General features: G+C 41.5%; 1 protein-coding gene. It reads right to left on the bottom strand.

What is annotated here, in order from left to right; genetic code table 11:
- Positions 1 to 603: aminotransferase class I/II-fold pyridoxal phosphate-dependent enzyme (gene glyA, locus RT405_RS10430; RefSeq protein ID WP_313469551.1), on the bottom strand; the 603-nt coding region annotated here is incomplete at both ends.

The raw sequence follows: 603 nt of genomic DNA, 5'->3' as shown, positions 1-603 counted from the left end.
AAGTTTCTACGATTAATTCCGCTACCTTTTTAGAATCGGCTTCATCAAAACCTCGCGTTGTAATTGCCGGCGTACCAATGCGAATTCCGCTTGTTTTAAATGGGCTCAGTGTTTCAAACGGTATAGTATTTTTATTGACTGTTATACCTACTTCATCCAATAAAGCTTCTGCTTCTTTCCCGTTCAATCCAAATTGAGTAACTTCAAACAACAATAAGTGATTATCTGTTCCGCCACTGATCAAATGACCCGGCGATGCATTAAAAACAGCTTCCATCGCTTTAGCGTTTTTGATGACTTGGGCAGCATATTCTTTAAATTCAGGTGTCATCGCTTCTTTTAATGCAACAGCTTTTCCAGCAATCACATGTTCCAGCGGACCTCCTTGAATGCCTGGAAAAATGGCACTGTTTAAAGCTTTGCCATACTGTTCTTTCGCTAAAATCATACCCCCGCGTGGACCTCTTAAAGTCTTATGAGTCGTTGTTGTGACAACATCTGCATATGGAACTGGACTTTGATGTACTCCGGCAGCAATAAGGCCAGCAATATGAGCCATATCGACCATTAAATACGCACCTACTTCATCTGCGATTTCACGGA

The sequence above is a fragment of the Carnobacterium sp. genome, from assembly GCF_032094055.1.
In the GTDB taxonomy this organism is placed as follows: Bacteria; Bacillota; Bacilli; order Lactobacillales; family Carnobacteriaceae; genus Carnobacterium_A.
This window is presented reverse-complemented; position numbering and strand designations above follow the sequence as displayed.